This is a genomic window from Streptomyces viridochromogenes DSM 40736, from assembly GCF_000158955.1.
Lineage (GTDB): Bacteria > Actinomycetota > Actinomycetes > Streptomycetales > Streptomycetaceae > Streptomyces > Streptomyces venetus.
This window is the reverse complement of the sequence record NZ_GG657757.1, coordinates 655,658-673,225: the sequence shown is the minus strand read 5'-3', so window position 1 is coordinate 673,225 and position 17,568 is coordinate 655,658. Positions and strand designations below refer to the sequence as shown.

The following is a 17,568-nucleotide window of genomic DNA, read 5'->3' as shown; positions in this document are numbered from 1 at the left end:
GATGCCTGAAACCGTCCTCGCGGACACCGCCGCCGCCAAGGCCCCGGAGACCGGGGCGAAGCGGCTCGCGCTGCTCGGCGGCCGGATACCCCTGGCTCGCCTGCGCGACCTCGCGCTCGTCCCGGCCATCGTGGTCATCGCGATCGTCGGACAGATCGTCAACCCGGTCTTCCTTCAGACCGACAACCTCATCAACGTCCTGCAGACCATGTCCGAGATGGCCCTGCTGGTCCTCGCCCAGACGATGATCCTGATCGTCAAGAAGATGGACCTGTCGCTGGAGTCCACCATGGGCCTCGCGCCCGGCGTCGCGGCCTGGCTGGTGGTGCCGACCGGCGCGGGCCACGGACTCGGACTGCTCCCCGGTGCCTGGGCCGTCCCCGTCACCCTCGTCGTGGGCGCGCTCGTCGGCGTGATCAACGCCCTGCTGATCATCCGCTTCGGCCTCAACGGCTTCATCGTCACCCTCGGCATGCTGATCGTGCTGCGGGGTGTCCTCACCGGCATCTCCGGCGGGCAGACCTTCTTCCAGCTTCCGCCGTCGATGCTCTACCTCGGCACCGCGCAGTGGTTCGGGATGCCCGCGTCGATCTGGATCTGCCTGGTGCTGTTCGCCGCCGCGATCGCGACCCTCGGCTGGACGAGCTTCGGACGCTCGCTCTACGCGATCGGCGGCAACGTCGACGCCGCGAAGGCGGCGGGCATCCGCACCGACCGGGTGCTGTGGACCGTCATCGTCACCGGCAGCGTGCTCGCCGCCCTCGCCGGACTGATGCTCTCGGGCCGTCTGGCCTCCGTCGCCTCCGCGCAGGGCAACGGCTACATCTTCACGGTCTTCGCCGCCGCCGTCATCGGCGGGATCAGCCTCAACGGCGGCAAGGGAACCATGTTCGGGGCGTTCAGCGGCATCCTTCTGCTCTTCATGATCCAGAACGTGCTCACCCTCGCCGGCGTCCCCGCCCAGTGGATCGGCGCCCTCAACGGCCTGATCATCCTGGTCGCGTTGACCCTCTCGCGCATCACGGGCGGCAAGGTCCAGGAGTGAACCGGGCGGCCGTTCCGGCCACCCCGCACCCTGCGCCGCACCCCCATCTCGCCGCAAGGGCCGCACCGCCCCCGCCATCACAGGAGTCGCCGCCATGTCATCCGCCCTGTCCGACGCACCTGCCCCTGCCCGCATCACCGCCCTGGACGTCCTGGACGTGCGTTTCCCGACGTCCGAGCACCTGGACGGGTCGGACGCGATGAACCCCGAACCCGACTACTCCGCCGCCTATGTCGTAATGCGCACCGACGCCGGCGACGGACACGAAGGCCACGCCCTGGCCTTCACCACCGGCCGCGGCAACGATGTCCAGGCCTCCGCCATCGCCGCGCTCGCCCCGCACGTGGTCGGCCGGTCGGTCGACGACGTCTGCGCCGACCTCGGCGCGTTCTCCCGTTCCCTCGTCCACGACCCCCAACTGCGCTGGCTCGGCCCGGAGAAGGGCGCCATCCACATGGCGACCGGCGCGGTCGTCAACGCCGCCTGGGACCTGGCCGCCAAACGGGCCGGCAAACCCGTATGGCGCTTCCTCGGCGAGATGTCACCCGAAGATCTGGTTGCCCAGGTCGACTTCCGCTGGCTGTCCGACGCTCTCACCCCCGAGGACGCCCTGGACATCCTGCGCCGTGCCGAGCCCGGCCGCGAACAGCGCATCGGCCGCCTCATCGAGCAGGGCTACCCCGCCTACACCACCACCCCCGGCTGGCTCGGCTACTCCGACGAGAAACTGGCCCGCCTCGCCCGCGAGGCCGTCGCCGACGGCTTCACCCAGATCAAGCTGAAGGTCGGCGCGTCCCTGGAGGACGACGTACGGCGCATGCGCACCGCCCGCGAGACCGTCGGCGACGGCATCCGCATCGCGGTGGACGCCAACCAGAGATGGGACGTCCAGCCCGCGATCGACTGGATGAGCGCCCTCGCCCCCTACCAGCCGTACTGGATCGAGGAGCCCACCTCACCCGACGACATCCTCGGCCATGCCGCCGTGCGCAAGGCCGTCAGCCCCATCAAGGTCGCCACCGGCGAGCACATCGCCAACCGCGTCGTCTTCAAGCAGCTCATCCAGGCCGGCGCGGTGGACATCGTGCAGATCGACTCCGCACGGGTCGGCGGCGTCAACGAGAACATCGCGATCCTGCTGCTCGCCGCGAAGTTCGGTGTTCCGGTCTGCCCGCACGCGGGTGGCGTGGGCCTGTGCGAGATGGTCCAGCACCTGTCGATGTTCGACTACGTCGCCGTCTCCGGCACGACCGAGGACCGCGTCATCGAGTACGTCGACCACCTGCACGAGCACTTCGTCGACCCGGTGCGCATCGTCGACGGCCACTACCTCGCGCCGACCCTGCCCGGACTCAGCGCACAGATGCACCCCGAGTCCCTCAAGGAGTACACATACCCCGACGGCCCCGTCTGGATCGCTCGTGACTGACACGCAGGCCTTCTCCCACCTGGCTCCCACGAAGAAGGGAACACCATGCTCCTGACGGAACTGCTGCACCCCGGCATCCTCGAATCCCTGGCCGGAGCAGGCCACGGCGCCCGTGTCCTGCTGGCCGACGGCCACTACCCCGCGAGCACGGCCACCGGCGAACGCGCCCGGACCGTCCACCTCAACCTGGCCCCCGGCCTGCTGGACGTCACCACCGTGCTCGACGTCCTGCTGCGCGCCCTGCCCGTCGAGGCGGCCCACGTCATGGTGCCGCCCGAGGGCGAACCGGAGCCACCCGCCATCGCCGAGTACCGCTCGATGCTGACCGGCGTCCCTGTCGACACGCTCGGCCGCTTCGAGTTCTACGACGCCGCCCGCTCGCCCGACCTGGCGCTGGCGATCGTCACCGCCGACACCCGTACCTACGCCAACCTGTTGCTGACCATCGGTGTCCGCGCCGAAGGGACCCTGACGACACGATGACACTCGCCGTCCGTTACACGTCCGCCCGCACCCTGGACACGGCTCCCGTCGAGCCCTCCCCGCCGGGACCCGGCGAGGTGGAGCTGGCGCCCGCCCATGTCGGTATCTGCGGCACCGACCTGCACATATTCCACTGCGACATGGACGCCGGACTACCAGGACGCCCCGCCGGCTCTGGTCGCCCGTGCCCGGGCGATCGCCGAGGTCGGCGCGGCACACGGGACCACCCTGCCCGTCGCCGCGGTCGCCTTCCCGCACACCCGCCCCAGTATCATCAACGTCACCCTCGGCATGCGGACTCCGGAACAGGTCGAACAAGACGTGGAACTCCATGATCAGCGCGTCCCGGAGGGCCTCTGGGACGATCTGCGCGCGCAAGGGCTGATCAGGTCGGTCGTGCTCACGGGGCACGGTGGGGGGAGGGATGTGCGGTGTCTCTGACGGACAAGGCCATCGAACAGATCCGTGAGCTGATCCGGACCGGTGCCCTGCCCCCGGGCTCGAAGCTTCCGCCGGAGCCGGACCTGGCCGCGCAGCTGGGGCTGTCCCGCAACCTCGCCCGCGAGGCGGTCAAGGCGCTGGCCGTGGCCCGGGTCCTGGAGGTCAGGCGCGGCGACGGTACGTATGTGACCAGCCTCCAGCCGAGCCTGCTGCTGGAGGGGCTCGGCGGCGCGGTGGAGCTGCTGCAGGGCGACTCGGTCGCCCTGCAGGACCTCATGGAGGTACGGCGGCTCCTCGAACCGATGGCCACGGCCCTTGCCGCCACGCGGATCTCCGACGAGCAACTGGCCGAGGTGAAGCGGCACCTGGACGCCATGCGTGAGGCCCGCGAAGACGTCGAACGGCTCAACGTCCACGACGCCGCCTTCCACCGCGCCGTGGTCGCGGCCACCGGCAACGAGACGCTCCTCGCCCTCCTGGAAGGAATCTCCGGTCGCACGCTGCGCGCGCGTATCTGGCGCGGTCTGGTCGACGACATGGCCGCAGGCCGCACCTTGGCCGAGCACGAGGCGATCTTCGACGCCCTGTCCACCCGCGACGCCACCCTCAGCCAGGCCGCGGCCCTGCTGCACGTGAACAACACCGAGCAGTGGCTGAAGGAGCACCTGCGCTCGGGCGAACCTCTGCCCTTCGGGACGACGACGGGGAAGTGACGGGCGTACGTCCGGTCAGCCGAACTGCGCCGGGGCGGGGAGCGGGGGTCATCCCGCGGCCAGAGTGGTCCACTTCTGGTTGGAGGCGCCGGTGCAGTCCCACAGGTGGAGCTGTGTGCCGTCGGCCGTGGAGAAGCCCGGAACGTCGAGGCAGCGGCCGGAGGCGGGGTTGCGGTAGCCGCCGTTGTAGGGCTGCCAGACCTGGTTGGCACCGCCGTGGCAGGACCAGAGCTGCACCTTGGTGCCGTTGGCGGTGCCCCAGCCGGACGCGTCCAGGCACTTGCCCATCGAGCGCAGCGTGCCGTCGGTGTAGGAGGACCAGAACTGGTTGGCCCTGCTGCCGCAGCTCCACGTCTGGACGGCTGTCCCGTCGGCGGTGCCGGCGCCGTTGACGTCCAGGCACTTGCCGGCGATACCGGACTGCACGCGTTCGGGGGAGGGGGCGGGGTTGCGCAGCCACCCCGCGCTGTCCGCGGCCTGGATGCCGCGGTGGAAGGCGGTGGCCATCTTCTGGTAGCCCGAGTCGTTGGGGTGCAGCGTGTCGGCCAGGTCGGCCGTGGTCAGGCTGTTCATGTCCACGTAGGCGACATGCTTGCCCGCGGCCCGTGCGTCGTTCACGATCTGGGGGACGGCCTGGTTGTAGGCGGCCCTGTACCGCTCCTCCGAGCCGCTGGTGGACACGACCAGGGAGGCCACGAGGACGGTTGCGTCGGGGGCGGCGGCGGTGACCTGGTCGACCAGCGACCTCAGCCGGGTGGTGGCGGTGGAGACCTGGTAGCTCTCGTTGAGGTCGTTGGTACCGATGTGCAGTGTCACGACGTTGGGCCGGTAGCGGGTCAGCGAGGCATCGGTGAGTGCGGCGATCTGGTGGATCTTGTATCCGGAGTGGCCTTCGTTGTCGGGGTCGGACATCGAACCGCCCCGCACCGTGCCGACGAAGTCCAGCGGATGACCGTCGGCCGCGAGCTTGTCCCACAACGGCCCCCGGTAGCCGTTGCCCGTACTGCTTCCCACGCCCCAGGTGATCGAGTCGCCCAACGGCATGACCCGCAAGGGGGTGTTGGGGGCGGCGGAGGCCGGGGCGACACCCGCGGCTGTCGCAGCGAACACGGCGGTCGCCAGCGTGATCAGAGGTAAGACCCAGGACTTTCTCATAATGCGTCCTCTTCTGTGAGCCGTTTGCGCTGAAGTGTCTTCGCGTCGGGTCAGCTCGTCACACGGAAGGTGGCGTCGCCGCGTCCCGTCGCGGTGGTGATCGGATCTAGGCGGAGTACGTACGCGTAGTGGCGGATGTACCGGTCGGGGTGGTTGTACGACTGGAAGGACGACCAGCTCGAGTCGGCGAGCCCGGCGACCTTGCGGAAGGTGGCGTCCGCGGCGAACTGGGGGGTGCCGTCGTTGTGGACCAACTGGAAGTCGTAGTCGGAGTGCCGCAGGAAGTACCCCGGGTAGTTGACCGACTCGAAGGAGACGGTGCCGGAGCCCGCGAGGCCGGGCCTCAACCGGAACCGGGAGTCGTCGGCGGGGCTGACGTTCGGGTCGATGCGCACGTCCAGGTTGGTGTGCCGTACGTACCGGTCCTGGAAGTTGAAGGACTGGAGGCGGTTGACCGCCGTGTTGGGCCAGCGGGCGAGTACACGGCTCTCCTCGGCGGCCGTCAGGTTCAGGATCCAGCCGTGGCGCTTCTTCGTGCCGCCCATGTCGTAGCTCCCCGACGCCTGCTTCTGGTAGGCCGAGGGATTGGACGGATCGGTCGTCAGGACCGGCATGTAACCGCCGTTGCCGGCGTACTGGTCGAGGTAAAGCCCCCACTTGTCGGTGCCGTTGAACTTCATCCACATCGGTCCTTCGACCTGGGAGCCGGTCAGGCCGATGCCGGAGAGGTCGCCGATCCTGGTCCACGTCCCCAGGATCGAGTTGCTGCCTTCGAGGGTGATCTGGCCGTCGCCGGAGGCCCGCACGTAGCGGAAGTCACCCACTCCGGAGGGCACCTCGATGATCTGGGTGTCGATGATGTTCTGGGTGCCGGGGCGGTCGATGTAGAGCTGCGGGGTGGTGATGGTGCGGAAGTCGCTGGTGCGGGCGTAGTAGATGCGGTGCTTCAGCACGCCGTTCAGCGTCGCGTTCGTCGCCCAGTACAGGACGTAGTCGTTGGTGGCCGGGTCCCAGATCGCCTCCGGCGCCCAGGCGTTGCGGCCGTCGGGGATCGCGCCGGCGACATTGAGCAGCCACGGCTGGGACCAGGTGACCAGGTCCTTCGACTCCCACACCACCAGGTTGCGGCTGGCGTTGTTCACAGCCTGATCCCAGTTCTGCCCGCAGCCGATACACAGGTCGGTCGCGATGATCCAGTACTTGCTTCCGTCGGGGGACCTCACGAGTGCGGGGTCGCGCACCCCCTGCGTGCCGACCGTGGAGCGCAGGACCATGCCGCCGCCGGTGAGGTCGTTCCAGTGCAGGCCGTCCGTGCTGTGCGAGAGGTACATCTGCTGACCGGTCGACCCGTCCCCGGTGAAGTGCACCATCAGGTAGCCGGGGTCGGCGGCGACAGCCCGCTGCGGCGTGGTCAGGGCTTGTCCTGTGAAGAGAAGACATGCGGCGATCACTATCGCGGACAGCCGAGCACGAAGCGCGGACATGGCAACTCCTGTCGTTCTGCGAATGCACTGCGACTCCGAGATGTTCGACTTATCGAACGCCGTTCGTAAGTTCGGGCAGACGTTAAGGGGGGCAGCGAGAGGCGTCAATACTTCCGGCAACCGGCTTGTGGTTAACCCCTTAATCACTCAACCCACTGGCCACTGGCCGACGGCCGACGGCCGACGGACCGGGCCGTCAGGTCGGACATGAGGGGCGAACCCCAGGAGACCCCAGGAGGTCAGTCGCTGCGCGGCACCCACCCGCAGGCCCAGGTGAGCGTCACCGGTGAGCTCCAGCGCACGCCGGTCGACGGCACTGCCCTGACGGTAGGAGCCCCGCGGCGCCGCCGAGCCCATCATCGGCGCGATGGTCTCCGACGTGCTGCGGCCGGTCCCCGGCGACTGCGTCGGGGCCGTCTGTTCAGTCGAGAATCGCGGTGGCTTCGATCTCGACCAGGTGGTCGGGGACGTCCAGTGCCGCAACGCCTATCAGCGTGGCCGGCGGGGCCGGGGTGATCCCCAGTTTCGCGGCTGCCCTGGAGATCCCTTCCAGGAGCGGCGTCATCTTGTCGGGGGTCCAGTCGACGACGTAGAAGGTCAGCTTCGCCACGTCGTCGAAGGTGCCGCCGACCTCCGTCAGGGCGGTCCCGACGTTGAGATAGCTCTGCTCGACCTGGGCGGCGAGGTCGCCTTCGCCGATCGTCGTCCCAGCGGCGTCCCATGCGACCTGCCCGGCGATGAAAACCAGCCTCGACCCGGATGCGATCGACACCTGCCGGTAGACATCGATCTTGGGCAACCCGCTGGGATTCACAAAGGTGATGGCCATGCTGTTTGTCTCCTCGTCCTGAGCGTCTGTGGTTTCGGGTCCACCCCGACGAGGACGCTCTGTGTCTCTCGTGGTTACTCAGGAACTGTAGGAGAGTGGCCGCTGACGTGGAAGAACGCACTTTTCGGTGACTGGAGCACCTTATGGTGACCAGGCAGCTCACAGGTTCGCCCGAGGGCGCAGGCCTGGCGCGTACGGGTTTCTGCGGCCAACCACGGGCACCCCCGAGGGCTTGCGGTACGGCGTATCGTACGATGACCCGTATGCCTCGGCACTCACCCTCACTGGACCGCGCGACCCCGGACCGCATCGCCGAAACCGCCCTCCTCCTGATCGACGAGGGCGGCCCTGAGGCGTTGACGTTCCGTGCGCTGGCGGCGCGACTGGAGATCTCCCTCGCCTCGCTCCAGCGCCGGTGCACCGACCTGGCCGGCCTGCTGGACCTGTGCATCGACCATCTGGCCGCCCGACTGCCCGAGGTCGGGCCGGACACCGACTGGGCCGCCGCCACCGAGACCCGGTTCACCGCGCTCTACCGGCTGCTGGCGGCCCATCCGGGACTCCTCGCCCTGCGCGGCACGCGGCCCTGGCTCGGCCCTCATCTGCTGGCCCGCCTGGTCGAGCCGCAGCTCGCCGGCAGCCTCACCGCCGGAATGACTCCCGAGGAGGCGATCACCGCGTACCGGCGGATGTACCTGCTCACCCTCGGCAGTGCCGGCTTCGTCGACCACCGCGATCCCAAGGCCGCACAGGCAGCCACCCGCACCGCCCTGGCCGCACTCGACCCGGAGGAGTTCCCGGCGCTGACCGGGAACCTGGGCGAGATCGTGCCCGCCGTGACCGACCACGAGGTCTACTACGGCGCCCTGCGCCAGCTCATCCGGGCAGCGGACCCCAGGGCAGCGGACCCGACGACGGCGGCAACCGGCTCCGCAGGACCGGATCCCCGCCGCGAAACCTGATCCGCCCGACGCCGAACCGACCCACAGCAAGGACCCCGAACATGAGCACCACCACTGACACGGCACGCATTTTCAGCAGTGACAACACCGCCGGCGCCTCCCCGGAGATCATCGACGCCGTGACCCGGGCGGCCGCCGGCCAGACCCTGCCGTACGGCGCTGACGGCATCACCGCCGACGTCCGGCGTCGCATGAGCGAGATCTTCGAACGCGACGTCGACGTACTGCTCGTCTCCACCGGCTCCGCGGCCAACGCCCTGAGCCTGGCGGCCCTGACCCCGCCCTGGGGAAGCGTGCTCTGCCACCGCGACAGCCACATCAACAACGACGAGTGCGGGGCGCCCGAGTTCTACACCGCCGGTGCCAAGCTCGTCCCGCTCGGGGGTGACGATGCGAAGATCGACCCCGACGAGCTGCGGGCCGCCATGCGGCACAAGGCCGGCGACGTGCACAGCGTGGAGCCTTCCGTGGTGAGCCTGACCCAGGCCACCGAGACCGGTGCCGTCTACACCCGCGACGAGATCCACACCCTCGGCCCCATCGCCAAGGAGGCGGGTCTGCGCCTGCACATGGACGGCGCCCGCTTCGCCGGAGCCGTCGCCGCGCTCGGCCGCACACCCGCTGAGCTGACCTGGCGGGCCGGGGTCGACCTGCTGTCCTTCGGCGCCACGAAGAACGGCACGATGACCGCCGACGCGATCGTCGTCTTCGACCGGTCCCTCACCGCCGAACTGGCCTTCCGTGCCAAGCGCGCCGGCCAGCTCGCCTCCAAGATGCGCTTTCACGCCGCCCAGCTCGACGCGTACCTCACGGACGACCTGTGGCTGCGCAACGCCGGCCACGCCAACGCCATGGCCGCCCGCCTTCAGGAGGGCCTCAAGGCGATACCCGAGGTCGGTCTGCTCGGCGCCGCCGACGCCAACATCCTCTTCTGCCGCCTGCCCCAGCGGGTCATCGAGGGACTCCTGGCCGACGGCTACGTCTTCTACCACGACCGCTGGGAGCCGGGCGTCGTCCGCTTCGTGACCTCCTTCGCCACCACGGAGGAGGACGTCGACCACCTCGCCCAGGCCGTCGGCCGCCACGCCACCTGACCAAGGGGTCTGGACGCGCGCCCTCGCCTGAGTGCGTTCGAGGGGGGCCAGGTCACGGGCAGCTCGTAGAGGCCGAGGACCAGGCCGTCGTACTTGAACTCAGCGTCCGGCGAATGCCCAGGTGAACGACCTGGTTCGAAGCGCATTTCGCGACCCGTCCCACACACGACCGACCTGACGATAGCGTGATCGACATGACGGCTGAGGGCGAGACGGCAGAGAGCGAAGCCCTGGTTGGCGGCATGCTGAACGCGGGCGCGGTCTTCCGCCACGGTGCTCTGGTGGAACGCCCGGCACCTCGCACCGCACGCGCCCTCCATGCCCATCTCCTCGCGCTCAAAGGGCAGGGGTTCGACGCGGCTCCGAGGCCGATCCATCTTACCGCAGACGGTCGCGAGCAGCTGACCTTCATCCCGGGCGACGTCGCTCTACCGCCGTTTCCGCGTTGGGTGATGACCGAGACCGCGTTGAGATCGGTGGGAAGCCTGTTGAGGCGCCTGCACGACGCCAGTGCGGCCATCGCGGTTGACGCATGCGCTGAGTGGCCCCGGTCCCTGGCCGACCCGGCGGGGGGAACGATGCTGTGCCACAACGATGTGTGCCCGGAAAACGTCGTCTTCCGCGACGGCCGTGCCACGGCCCTGATCGACTTCGACCTGGCGGCTCCCGGCCGAGCAGTATGGGATGTTGCCATGACCGCCCGATACTGGGTTCCCATGCTTGATCCCACGTCCGCGGCAGTTCTCTATCCCACGGGGCTGGATGCCCCGGCACGACTGCGGATCCTCGCCGACGGCTACGGTCTCTCCCCGCAGGAGCGCGGTGAATTGCCCGGCGTTATCGAGCAGGCCACCGCATCCTGCCGGGCCTTCGTCGCTGATCGAGTGGCCGACGGTGACCCCGTCTACACCCAGGCGCTGTCCGAGCACGGTGGTTGGCAGCGTTGGGACCGCATCCAGCAGTGGCTGGTAGCTCACCACGAGATGTTCACGGCTGCCCTGTTGGGATGACTGGCTAAGAGGTTGAAGAACAGGCTGATCGGCCAGGCGAGCACCATCTGTACCGCCTCACGGTGGCCGCGAGGCGGATCCGGAGGCGTCGGCAGCCGTGCAGCCACGCAAAATTCCTCTCCACGCCCCAGCCGTAGGTGCCCAGCCTGTTGCGTGCCGGGCGCCGCGGCGTGCGATCGCGGGCCACGATCGCCCGCCGTCCGACGACGTCGCCGGCGCGAGCGCTCGCCACCTCGACACCGTCGCGCCGCGAGTGCGGACCTGGTCGCGGTAGACGTCATGCCCGTAGCCGCGGTCGGTCAACAACGAGTCCGGCCTGCGGCGGGGACGGCCGACCCGGCGGCTCGGCTCTGGCGATGACGAGTGCCCGGCAGGCCGTTGGCGGCTCACCGGACGCCGCGGCCTCCATCTTCCGGGTCCGAAGGCCCTGATCTTGGATGTCCGGGAAGGCCGTGCAAGTCCACCGAGAGCGCGAGTTCGATTCTCGCCACCCGTCCAGCGAGGGCAGCGCTCCCCCCTGCTTACTTCACGCTGGACTTTTCATCCACGCGATGATCCGGGTCCACCAGCCGTCCTTCGACCGGTCCGGCGAACCGTCCATGTTCCGAGGAACGTTTGTGTGTCGCACTGCCCCGCCCGGCAGAGCCGGATCCGGCTCCGTTCGAGTCGGCTTGCCCTCCGGCGACTGACACGTACACCGCTGAGGTGTTGGCACGCCGGCGAGCACTTGCTCCACGTGTCTCCCGCAGCCCTCATAGGTCACCTTCCGGCATGAGTGGCAGACAGCACGTCGGCACATGATTCTCCTTCATCAGCTCCCTTATTGACGACCAGTAATATCAACAGTTTCGTCACGGCCGAATTCACATTTTCACCACAAGCAACCTCCATACATGCACTGTCTCCATGAACAACTGCCCCCTGCTACCAGGAAGGACAACCGCGAGGGTGCGAAATGCACCGAAATCGATCGGCGCGCCTCACTCAGCGACGGCAAGCGGTCACGGCCGGAATCCCCTGAAGTTGCTCCGGACATCAAAACAATGGTTCCATCTCGCCCGGTCGAGAAAGGAAGGCAATACTCCGCATCGTGACAGGCCATCACCGCGCCTTTTGAGATCGTCGACCCGGGCGCGGGAGGGCAAGAGACCGAGAACGGCAACCGTCCTCACGGAACGGGGTGGTGTGCGCCGGTCAGAAGGGAGCAACGTGAGTTGCTCACACGCCGCAGGATGCCCCCTTTTCCCCTTGCTCAGGGCGAGCTTGCAAGGTTGGCGCGACTACTACTGCGACAGCGAGGATCAGTGGCTCGGCTGTGCGCGCTACCAGGTGTCACTCACCGGCGAACGTGTGCCGATCAGCCTGCTGCCCAACGGAGCCCGCGCACGACACCTTGAAGACGCGGCCACCGGCCAGGACCGGTACGGCGCCGCTACCCCGGAGCAAGGACCCCAGCAGGCCCCTCCACCGCAACATAATCCCTGGCCGCCGGAGGACACGTCCTGGTCGCAGCCGGTACCGGCTTGGCCGGCAGAGCCGTCAGATGCTGGGACCGCGGCACCTGAGACCGCGGCTCGGTTCGGGGCGGCGTCTCCGACGACACCGGTCTCGCATTACCGGCCGTCACCATCGCCACCGTTTCCACAGCCTTCGGACCCCCCATCCAGACACGCGGGGCGTGGGCCCAGCCCGAAGCGCGGCTGGTGGGCTCGATTCACAGAATGGATGGGAGGCCCCGCATGAGTGGCTACTGGCCTTGGTGGGCCGGCGCTGCCGGGCTCGCTCTGATCACCATCAACTACGCCCTCACCACGGACCGGTCTTTCGGGGTGTCCTCCGCGTGGGATCGTGTGTTGCACTGGCGCAGGGAGCGCCGTCTGGAGCGGATGGACGAGGAGTTCACCGACGAGCGTGCTCTCGCTGACGCTCTTGCCGCAGCTACAGCGGAGCACTTCGCCAGCAGCCCCGCGGCGCCCACCGCGCCGGCTGCTCCGCAGGGAATGTCACAACGGCTCGAAACCGACGCCGAACCGACGGCGAGCGAGAACCTCTCGGTCACAAGCCCGCGCCCAGCCCCCCTGGTCACCCAGGCTGCCCTGCTGGTATCGATCTTCTTCGGCGGGTTGATCGCCGCGGTCACCTCCGGGCGGTTCGACCTCCGCTTCGACATGGGCCCGGGATTCCAGGACGTTGTCACCGCGAATCCGACCATCATGACCGTCCTGCTGTTCGTCGGAGGCGTGCTGGTCGGCTTCGGCACTCGGCTGGCCGGCGGGTGCAGCTCCGGCCACGGACTCAACGGCTGCGGCCGTCTACGCCCGGTCAGCCTCGTGGCGACCGCCGTATTCTTCGGCACCGCCGTCGCGGTGTCGTTCCTGTTGTGGAAGGTGATCTGATGCGTACTCGGGGCGCGATGCTGCTGGCAAACGTCATCACCGGCCTGACTCTCGGTTATACCGTCTCCAACATCGGCTTCGGCGACTACACCGAACTGAACCGCATGTTCACCTTCCAAGACCTGCGCATGCTTCTCTCGTTTGCCGGTGCCGTTGTGATCATCGTGTGCGCGTTCGCTCTGCTGCGGGTCCGCCGCACGCCGGGGCGCATCCACGCCGGCGTGATCCCCGGTGCGGTGCTGTTCGGTACGGGCTGGGCCATCTCAGGCGGTTGCCCGGCAATCCCGATCGTCCAGGTCGCCAGCGGGTACCTGCCCGCCCTGGTCACCATCGTTGGCGTCATCGTCGGCATCCGGCTGTGCCGCTGGGCCAACGCCCGCTACTTCCACCTCGACCGCGGCTCCTGCGGCCTGTGACCAAGGACGCCTGTCCGCACGCCCCGCAGAGGCAGCAACCCGCGTCCAAGCAAGCCACCATGTCGGTCTGCTCTGGCCGATCCAGCCTGTGAGTTCATCCCCACGTCCGCAGGCCGGGCCTCGTCTCCGTTACCCCATCGTCGCGCTCCTTGCCTATGCGTGCCGCCGTCCGCCGTGTCGCGGTCTTCCGTTGTGCTGTGTCCCGTCCGCCTGGGCGGTCTGCATCTCGAACGCCTCCAGCGCGACAGGGCTGTCGGACGGCAGCACGGCTATCTCCCGCAGCTCCTGCGCCTGAGCCAGGGTGCCCGCCGCCCTGCTGTCCTCCGGGGCGTGCAACAGGCGGACACGGCCGTCGCCCGAACCCCGCCTGCCCACCGGGGCCACGGCGCCATGGGTGCCGTCGGGCAGGGTCACCCACAGCTTGAAGTCGGAGTAGCGGAAGTAGTCCGCGCCCTTGACCGGCCAGGGGTAGTGATGTTCGCCAGGGGTCCGGGGCAGGACTCCCTGGTGGTCCCCGTGGTTCAGGGGCACGCACGAGTTGAAGAGGGAGTCGGTCCACGCCTCGACTCCGTCGGCGTCCGTGATCGGCCTGCGCAGCAGCTCGCGGGCCTCTTCGTATCCCAGTGCCTCGAGGGCGGGCAGGGTGAGGGGAAAGGCGTCCACGAGTTCGGCCGCGAGGAGGCGCAGCCGGTCGACCTTCTCCGGGTCCGCGCAGAACTGCATGCTCCACTCGATGCCGGCCTTGGCGCGGTACATGCGCCAGCCGTCCCGCCCCTTCACCCACAGGCTGCCGCCGTGGTGCATCTCCCAGTGCTCGGAACCGGTGGGCCGGGGGCCGTAGGGCAGGTCCTCGTCGCTCGTTTCGTCGAGGATCTTCTTCGCCGTCGCCTTCGCGGCCCGGAAGAACGACGACTCCTTGCGCCCGGGATGTTCGACCAGCTGGATTTTCCAGGGGTGGTTTCCCGTGTGGGTTCCGGCGAGCCGGATAGTGTCGGGCAACCGTGACTTGATGGCGGAAGCGATACGGGCCATGACGACCTCCTCGCACCGGTCGCGCGGGCTCGCGGCGGGCCCGCGGGCGCCGAGTGCCTCTGCTTCCATCGTCCTCCTCGGACGACGGGACGGCGAGCTCAGAAGAAGTTGACGGAGCAAAAGGTGAAGGAGCAACGAGCGGATCGGGTGAACCATCCGGCGGCGTCAGGGCTTCAACGGCTTCGCCGACACCCCGGAGGCCTACCTCGGCCAGCCCCCGAGGGGCGCGAACTGCTGAGCACCGTCCCGGTCGCCTGGGACGAGACCCGCTTCCTGGCCGCCGACTTCGGCAGCCACGTCGTCGTCGCCCGCCGCAAGGGCGGCACCTGGTACATCGCCGGCGTCAACGGCCGGACCCTGACATGCCCGCCGGCCTCGACACCTCGGCCCCCGACTACACCCCGCCCACCGGCCAGGCCCGGCGCTTGACCATCGACCCGCGCGAACTCGGCATCAAGGCCCCGACCACGCTACGGCCGTTCGCCGACACCTCCGCCACCGACGGCACCCTGCGCGGGGCGACCGTACGGGGCCGCAGCTTCACGGTGGAAGCGAAGGTGGGTGTCGTGATGAGCGTGGTCGGCATCAGTTCGCTCCGCGCGCCACGTCGAGGTGGGACGTGGCGACCTGCTGCAGGTGGACCACGTCGGCCGCGACCGAGGCGAAGGCGAAGCCCTCGGCGAGGCGGCGGGCCGCGCTCGCGCCGTCAGCGTCGTGGATGCCGGCCGCGATGCCCGCCGCCTCGGCCGCCCCGTCCGTCGGGTGATGGGCGGCGGTGCCAGGGGAACGCTCGCATGGCTGCGCGAATCGCGCAAGGGTTGTCGCGTGCTTCGCGCACTACCGGCTCGTGATCAGCCATGAGCTCTGAGGCTGATCGCAGAGGTGCCGCGCGGCGAAGACGGGTAGGGGTTCACCGTCGTGGGTCGCGGAGCGAGTGCCCGTGCGGCACCAGGGGACCGATGGGGGAGAGACTGTGGTGCTCTTGGACCAACTGCCCGCTCTGATAGGCGTCGTGGTCGGTTCGCTCGGCTCGTACGCGGTGCAGAGCCTGACCGAGCGCCGACGGTGGAAGCGGCAGCGGGAGGAGCGGTGGGACGAGAAACGCTTCGAGACGTACGGCAGTTATGCCAACGCGCTCAAGGCGCAGCTGCGCGTCGCCCAGCGCATCGGCGCCGCCCTGGGGTTCGCGGACGTGGCCGATCCGCTGTCGCCGGCCGAAGGGCTGCCTCTCCTCGCCGACGCCGAGTCCCTCCGTGCGACGGAGTGGGAGTCCGTCCTGCTCGTCGGGGACGCGGCGACGATCGCGGCGGCGCGGCGCTGGCACGAGGCGGTCTGGACCGTCGAGTTGCTCGTGCGGGAGGGGCCAGTGGACGCCGGCCTGTGGACCAGGGCCCATCAGCTGGCGAGTGCGGCACGTGACGCCTTCTACGAGAGCGCGCGGCGTGACCTCGGCATCGCGGGAGATCCGCCGCCGTCGGGGGAGTGGCCTCGGATGTGGCGGGCCGAACTCTCCGGGTGAGGCGACCCTCCGGACGCCTAGGCGATGGACGCCGAGAGGATGGCCGACACGGCGAGGTTGCAGGACGCCGTCACCCAGACCGCCGGGTGCGGCTCCGGCTCGACCAGGGCCGCGCCCAGGCGCCCCGGCGTGATCAGGTCCACCACCAGGAACGCCACGGCCATCATCACCAGACCCAGCAGACCGAACGCCGCGGTCGAGACCAGCCCCTTGCCGAAGTCCTCGTACGTCGTCCAGATGGACGTGAACACGATGCCACCGATGCCGAGCAGCGCGGAGCTGAGCACCATGGCGGCGTTGCGGTTGCGCTCCTCCCATATCTGCCGGCCGAGCTTTCCGGGCGTCAGCACGTCGACCAGGACGATGCCGAGGACCAGCAGGACCAGACCGAGCCCGCCGTAAGCGGTGGCCCTGCCGAGCCCGTTGACGATGTCGCTCATGGGTGCGCGGCTCCGTAGCGTGAGAGATCGTGAATGATCGCGGTCAAGGAGAAGCAAAATGTAACGCACCTGTTCGGCGCCCTGACCAGCCCCCTGGCAGCCCGGGACAACCGATGTGCGTCGGAATGCCTCCATGAGGGGAACCGGGGCAGAAGTAGTCATAGGCGGACCGAACCCCACCGTCGCCCAGGTCAGGAGGGCGCGATGTCCAGGAGACTCGTCCCGGAAGGCGGCCCCTCGCTGCGTGACTGGCTCGGCAACGAGATCTTCTCCCGCGTGGCGGGCCCGGAAGGCACGGAGAACCGCACGCGGATCCACGGCACACCCGGCCCGCGCTGGTTCGGCCCCGAGCGGCCCGTCAGGAGGGTGCACGGGGATGCCGCGATGTTCATCGGCGGCCTGTCGGCCCTGTTGCTCCAGTCGCTCCATCCACTGGCCATGGCCGCCGTGGCAGGACACTCGGGCTTCCGTGGAGATCCGTGGGGACGGCTCCAGCGGACCAGTACCTTCCTGGCCATCACCACCTACGGTCCCGCCCGGAACGCCGAGGAGGCCTGCGAGCGGGTGCGGGCCGTCCACGCGACGGTCCGCGGCACGACCGCAGACGGCCAGGCCTACTCGGCCGCGGACCCGCACCTGCTGTGCTGGGTGCACGTCGCCGAGACCGACAGCTTCCTGCGCGCCCATCAGCGCTACGGCGCGCATCCCCTCGACGACGAGCAATGCGACGCCTATGTGGCCGACATGGCGCGCGTCGCCACGGCGCTCGGCGTCCCGGACCCGCCGACGGACGTCGCCGAACTCACCGCGCGCCTGGCCGCCTACCGTGGTGAGCTGCGCGCCACCGACGAAGCGCGCAGCTCGGCCCGTTTCCTGCTGCTGAATCCGCCCGTTCCGCTCCTCGCCCGTCTTCCGTACGGCGTCATCGCCGCCAACGCCGTCTCCCTCCTGCCGCTCTGGGCCTCGCGTGCGCTGTGGCTGCCACGGCTTCCCGCCCTGGAGGGCCCGTGCGTCCGCCCGCTCGGCACGGCGGTGACCGCGGGGATCCGCTGGGCCCTGAAACCGTCGCGTGACGCGGCATAGTGCCGTTGGCCGCCTCGGCGGTGCAGCCTTTTGGCGT

Annotated in this window: 19 protein-coding genes and 3 pseudogenes; 14 read left to right on the top strand and 8 right to left on the bottom strand. The window is 69.2% G+C overall.

Features of this window, described 5'->3' with window-relative positions:
* Position 1: 1 nt before the first annotated feature.
* The 6 genes and pseudogenes from SSQG_RS03085 (at position 2) to SSQG_RS03065 (ending at position 4,111) form a co-directional block, all read left to right on the top strand.
* Positions 2 to 1,045, top strand: coding sequence for an ABC transporter permease (locus SSQG_RS03085; protein ID WP_003988228.1), 1,044 nt, complete (start codon positions 2 to 4; stop codon positions 1,043 to 1,045).
* Positions 1,046 to 1,139: 94 nt separating this feature from the next.
* Positions 1,140 to 2,474, top strand: a complete 1,335-nt coding sequence (locus tag SSQG_RS03080; protein WP_003988227.1) for an L-fuconate dehydratase — start codon at positions 1,140 to 1,142, stop codon at positions 2,472 to 2,474.
* Positions 2,475 to 2,519: 45 nt separating this feature from the next.
* Positions 2,520 to 2,957, top strand: a complete 438-nt coding sequence (locus SSQG_RS03075) for an RbsD/FucU domain-containing protein (RefSeq protein WP_039931844.1) — start codon at positions 2,520 to 2,522, stop codon at positions 2,955 to 2,957.
* Positions 2,954 to 3,151: pseudogene (locus tag SSQG_RS42430) on the top strand (Zn-dependent alcohol dehydrogenase); the annotation flags it as partial. The gene SSQG_RS03075 and the pseudogene SSQG_RS42430, both read left to right, overlap by 4 nt.
* Positions 3,054 to 3,398 (top strand): hypothetical protein, encoded by a 345-nt coding sequence (locus SSQG_RS03070; RefSeq protein WP_003988225.1) that lies wholly within the window; start codon positions 3,054 to 3,056, stop codon positions 3,396 to 3,398. The pseudogene SSQG_RS42430 and the gene SSQG_RS03070, both read left to right, overlap by 98 nt.
* A complete protein-coding gene (locus SSQG_RS03065) occupies positions 3,389 to 4,111 on the top strand; it encodes a FadR/GntR family transcriptional regulator (protein ID WP_003988224.1) in 723 nt (240 codons plus the stop codon). The genes SSQG_RS03070 and SSQG_RS03065 overlap by 10 nt, the downstream gene beginning before the upstream one ends.
* A 48-nt stretch (positions 4,112 to 4,159) precedes the next feature.
* Here SSQG_RS03065 and SSQG_RS03060 read toward each other — a convergent pair whose 3' ends face one another.
* The 4 genes and pseudogenes from SSQG_RS03060 to SSQG_RS03050 all read right to left on the bottom strand — a co-directional run bounded on the left by SSQG_RS03060 (position 4,160) and on the right by SSQG_RS03050 (position 7,579).
* Positions 4,160 to 5,266 carry a ricin-type beta-trefoil lectin domain protein gene (locus SSQG_RS03060; RefSeq protein WP_039931842.1) on the bottom strand — a complete coding sequence of 369 codons (1,107 nt, stop codon included), beginning with the start codon at positions 5,264 to 5,266 and terminating at the stop codon, positions 4,160 to 4,162.
* Positions 5,267 to 5,316: 50 nt separating this feature from the next.
* Positions 5,317 to 6,750 carry a glycoside hydrolase family 43 protein gene (locus SSQG_RS03055; RefSeq protein ID WP_039931839.1) on the bottom strand — a complete coding sequence of 478 codons (1,434 nt, stop codon included), beginning with the start codon at positions 6,748 to 6,750 and terminating at the stop codon, positions 5,317 to 5,319.
* Positions 6,751 to 6,963: 213 nt separating this feature from the next.
* A pseudogene (locus SSQG_RS40560) lies at positions 6,964 to 7,119 on the bottom strand (AraC family transcriptional regulator ligand-binding domain-containing protein); the annotation flags it as partial.
* A gap of 52 nt (positions 7,120 to 7,171) precedes the next feature.
* The gene (locus SSQG_RS03050; protein WP_003988220.1) at positions 7,172 to 7,579 is read right to left on the bottom strand and encodes a RidA family protein; all 408 of its coding nucleotides are present in this window, start codon (positions 7,577 to 7,579) and stop codon (positions 7,172 to 7,174) included.
* A gap of 263 nt (positions 7,580 to 7,842) precedes the next feature.
* On the opposite strand from SSQG_RS03050, the gene SSQG_RS03045 reads away from it, so the two are divergent.
* The 3 genes from SSQG_RS03045 to SSQG_RS03035 all read left to right on the top strand — a co-directional run bounded on the left by SSQG_RS03045 (position 7,843) and on the right by SSQG_RS03035 (position 10,645).
* Positions 7,843 to 8,541 (top strand): TetR/AcrR family transcriptional regulator, encoded by a 699-nt coding sequence (locus SSQG_RS03045; protein ID WP_039931838.1) that lies wholly within the window; start codon positions 7,843 to 7,845, stop codon positions 8,539 to 8,541.
* Between the two features lie 41 nt (positions 8,542 to 8,582).
* On the top strand, positions 8,583 to 9,635 hold the full coding sequence (locus tag SSQG_RS03040) for a threonine aldolase family protein (RefSeq protein WP_003988218.1): 1,053 nt from the start codon (positions 8,583 to 8,585) through the stop codon (positions 9,633 to 9,635).
* 194 nt (positions 9,636 to 9,829) lie between these two features.
* A complete protein-coding gene (locus SSQG_RS03035) occupies positions 9,830 to 10,645 on the top strand; it encodes a phosphotransferase (RefSeq protein WP_039934663.1) in 816 nt (271 codons plus the stop codon).
* A 73-nt stretch (positions 10,646 to 10,718) separates the two neighbouring features.
* On the opposite strand, the pseudogene SSQG_RS42425 reads toward SSQG_RS03035, so the two are convergent.
* Positions 10,719 to 10,981, bottom strand: a pseudogene (locus tag SSQG_RS42425) (hypothetical protein); the annotation flags it as partial.
* A gap of 1,403 nt (positions 10,982 to 12,384) precedes the next feature.
* Here SSQG_RS42425 and SSQG_RS03030 point away from each other — a divergent pair.
* Entirely contained in the window at positions 12,385 to 13,041 is a 657-nt protein-coding gene (locus SSQG_RS03030; RefSeq protein ID WP_003988215.1) for a YeeE/YedE family protein, read from the top strand.
* Positions 13,041 to 13,457 (top strand): YeeE/YedE thiosulfate transporter family protein, encoded by a 417-nt coding sequence (locus SSQG_RS03025; protein ID WP_039931836.1) that lies wholly within the window; start codon positions 13,041 to 13,043, stop codon positions 13,455 to 13,457. Before SSQG_RS03030 ends, SSQG_RS03025 begins: the two co-directional genes overlap by 1 nt.
* A gap of 153 nt (positions 13,458 to 13,610) precedes the next feature.
* Here SSQG_RS03025 and SSQG_RS03020 read toward each other — a convergent pair whose 3' ends face one another.
* Positions 13,611 to 14,558 (bottom strand): DUF6424 family protein, encoded by a 948-nt coding sequence (locus SSQG_RS03020; RefSeq protein WP_244299026.1) that lies wholly within the window; start codon positions 14,556 to 14,558, stop codon positions 13,611 to 13,613.
* A 54-nt stretch (positions 14,559 to 14,612) separates the two neighbouring features.
* On the opposite strand from SSQG_RS03020, the gene SSQG_RS43850 reads away from it, so the two are divergent.
* The gene (locus tag SSQG_RS43850) at positions 14,613 to 14,918 is read left to right on the top strand and encodes a glycoside hydrolase family 97 C-terminal domain-containing protein (protein ID WP_003988213.1); all 306 of its coding nucleotides are present in this window, start codon (positions 14,613 to 14,615) and stop codon (positions 14,916 to 14,918) included.
* On the opposite strand, the gene SSQG_RS41685 is transcribed toward SSQG_RS43850, so the two are convergent.
* Positions 14,884 to 15,075, bottom strand: coding sequence for a hypothetical protein (locus tag SSQG_RS41685; RefSeq protein ID WP_039931834.1), 192 nt, complete (start codon positions 15,073 to 15,075; stop codon positions 14,884 to 14,886). The two genes, SSQG_RS43850 and SSQG_RS41685, sit on opposite strands and share 35 nt — an antisense overlap.
* Before the next feature lie 387 nt (positions 15,076 to 15,462).
* Here SSQG_RS41685 and SSQG_RS03010 point away from each other — a divergent pair, with 387 nt between their 5' ends.
* The gene (locus SSQG_RS03010; RefSeq protein WP_244299023.1) at positions 15,463 to 16,008 is read left to right on the top strand and encodes a hypothetical protein; all 546 of its coding nucleotides are present in this window, start codon (positions 15,463 to 15,465) and stop codon (positions 16,006 to 16,008) included.
* Between the two features lie 17 nt (positions 16,009 to 16,025).
* On the opposite strand, the gene SSQG_RS03005 is transcribed toward SSQG_RS03010, so the two are convergent.
* Positions 16,026 to 16,448 (bottom strand): DUF350 domain-containing protein, encoded by a 423-nt coding sequence (locus tag SSQG_RS03005; protein ID WP_003988209.1) that lies wholly within the window; start codon positions 16,446 to 16,448, stop codon positions 16,026 to 16,028.
* A 204-nt stretch (positions 16,449 to 16,652) separates the two neighbouring features.
* Here SSQG_RS03005 and SSQG_RS03000 point away from each other — a divergent pair, with 204 nt between their 5' ends.
* Positions 16,653 to 17,531 carry an oxygenase MpaB family protein gene (locus SSQG_RS03000; protein WP_003988208.1) on the top strand — a complete coding sequence of 293 codons (879 nt, stop codon included), beginning with the start codon at positions 16,653 to 16,655 and terminating at the stop codon, positions 17,529 to 17,531.
* Positions 17,532 to 17,568: the final 37 nt, after the last annotated feature.

Coding starts and splice junctions, on each gene's coding strand:
- SSQG_RS03060 (WP_039931842.1), bottom strand. CDS start 5,266: ATGAGAAAGTCCTGGGTCTTACCTCTGATCACGCTGGCGACCGCCGTG.
- SSQG_RS03005 (WP_003988209.1), bottom strand. CDS start 16,448: ATGAGCGACATCGTCAACGGGCTCGGCAGGGCCACCGCTTACGGCGGG.
- SSQG_RS03050 (WP_003988220.1), bottom strand. CDS start 7,579: ATGGCCATCACCTTTGTGAATCCCAGCGGGTTGCCCAAGATCGATGTC.
- SSQG_RS03000 (WP_003988208.1), top strand. CDS start 16,653: ATGTCCAGGAGACTCGTCCCGGAAGGCGGCCCCTCGCTGCGTGACTGG.
- SSQG_RS03055 (WP_039931839.1), bottom strand. CDS start 6,750: ATGTCCGCGCTTCGTGCTCGGCTGTCCGCGATAGTGATCGCCGCATGT.
- SSQG_RS03030 (WP_003988215.1), top strand. CDS start 12,385: ATGAGTGGCTACTGGCCTTGGTGGGCCGGCGCTGCCGGGCTCGCTCTG.
- SSQG_RS03035 (WP_039934663.1), top strand. CDS start 9,830: ATGACGGCTGAGGGCGAGACGGCAGAGAGCGAAGCCCTGGTTGGCGGC.
- SSQG_RS03045 (WP_039931838.1), top strand. CDS start 7,843: ATGCCTCGGCACTCACCCTCACTGGACCGCGCGACCCCGGACCGCATC.
- SSQG_RS03085 (WP_003988228.1), top strand. CDS start 2: ATGCCTGAAACCGTCCTCGCGGACACCGCCGCCGCCAAGGCCCCGGAG.
- SSQG_RS03040 (WP_003988218.1), top strand. CDS start 8,583: ATGAGCACCACCACTGACACGGCACGCATTTTCAGCAGTGACAACACC.
- SSQG_RS03025 (WP_039931836.1), top strand. CDS start 13,041: ATGCGTACTCGGGGCGCGATGCTGCTGGCAAACGTCATCACCGGCCTG.
- SSQG_RS03020 (WP_244299026.1), bottom strand. CDS start 14,558: ATGGAAGCAGAGGCACTCGGCGCCCGCGGGCCCGCCGCGAGCCCGCGC.
- SSQG_RS41685 (WP_039931834.1), bottom strand. CDS start 15,075: ATGCCGACCACGCTCATCACGACACCCACCTTCGCTTCCACCGTGAAG.
- SSQG_RS03070 (WP_003988225.1), top strand. CDS start 3,054: ATGTCGGTATCTGCGGCACCGACCTGCACATATTCCACTGCGACATGG.
- SSQG_RS03075 (WP_039931844.1), top strand. CDS start 2,520: ATGCTCCTGACGGAACTGCTGCACCCCGGCATCCTCGAATCCCTGGCC.
- SSQG_RS03080 (WP_003988227.1), top strand. CDS start 1,140: ATGTCATCCGCCCTGTCCGACGCACCTGCCCCTGCCCGCATCACCGCC.